This window comes from Bowmanella yangjiangensis (assembly GCF_017255015.1).
GTDB lineage: Bacteria > Pseudomonadota > Gammaproteobacteria > Enterobacterales > Alteromonadaceae > Bowmanella > Bowmanella yangjiangensis.
Genome location: NZ_JAFKCS010000329.1, coordinates 1 through 893 on the forward strand (window position 1 = coordinate 1; position 893 = coordinate 893).

An 893-nucleotide genomic window follows, 5' to 3' on the forward strand; every position below is an offset into this window, starting at 1 on the left:
GTTCGCCGAAAAGCGCTATGGCCTGGCGACCGAGCAGTTGCCCCGCTGGGTCGCGGAGCAGCTGGCCGGCTGAGCGTCGACATGCAGGAGCCAGCTTGCTGGCGATAAGCCTCGCGCAGGATCACCGGCGCCTACAAAAGCGCGCGCATTGCCAGACAGCGACGTAGGGCGGGTGCAACCCGCCGCTTCACTCACCGGCGCCCAGATCGTCGGTCCTGGTATCCCCGGCCCAATCGATGGGGTAGACGCCCCTGTTCACCCAACGGTGAAACGACGACCAGGGCCAGTCGCGCACCCGCGTCACCAGCCCATGCTTGAGCGGGTTGCCATGCAGGTAGTCGAAGTGCCGCCCGTAGTCGTGCTCATCGCGAATCAGGTGCTCCCAGAAGCGCTGCTGCCACAGCGTGCCCTGCCCCTTCAGCCGGCGCCGCTCGCTCATCAGGTCGTCACGCAGGTGAGCGCGGCCACAGGCATGGGTGACATGTCGCTTGATCAGCCGCCAGCGATTGGAGAAGTCCTTGTCATCGGGTGGCAGGCGCCAGATGGCATGCAGGTGATCTGGCAGCAATACCCAGGCGTCGATGGTGAAAGGTCGAGTGAGGCGCACCGTCTCGATGGCCGCGCGCAGGGCCTGGCGAACATCGGGATGGGTGAGGATGGGCTGGCGTCGTTCGCTGACCAGCGTGAAGAAATAGCAGCCACCGGAAACGGCGGCACGTCGATAATCGGGCATGGCAACATCCTTGTTGCAGATCTGGCTGTGGCGGGTTTCACCCGCCCTACGGATGAGCTGCAGGGCGGGGGCGACCTGTCCGGCGGGCCGATTCAGGAGGCCTGTTTCATCTCGTCGTAGGCGCTCAGGTAATCACCTGCCAGTTGCTCCTTCTGCCGTT

Annotated in this window: 1 protein-coding gene; it reads right to left on the reverse strand. The window is 64.8% G+C overall.

From position 1 onward, the window contains the following. Window positions 1–187 precede the first annotated feature (187 nt). On the reverse strand, window positions 188–733 hold the full coding sequence (locus J0A65_RS24350) for an REP-associated tyrosine transposase (RefSeq protein ID WP_206596839.1): 546 nt from the start codon (window positions 731–733) through the stop codon (window positions 188–190). Between the last annotated feature and the right edge of the window lie 160 nt (window positions 734–893).

Coding starts and splice junctions, on each gene's coding strand:
- J0A65_RS24350 (WP_206596839.1), bottom strand. CDS start 733: ATGCCCGATTATCGACGTGCCGCCGTTTCCGGTGGCTGCTATTTCTTC.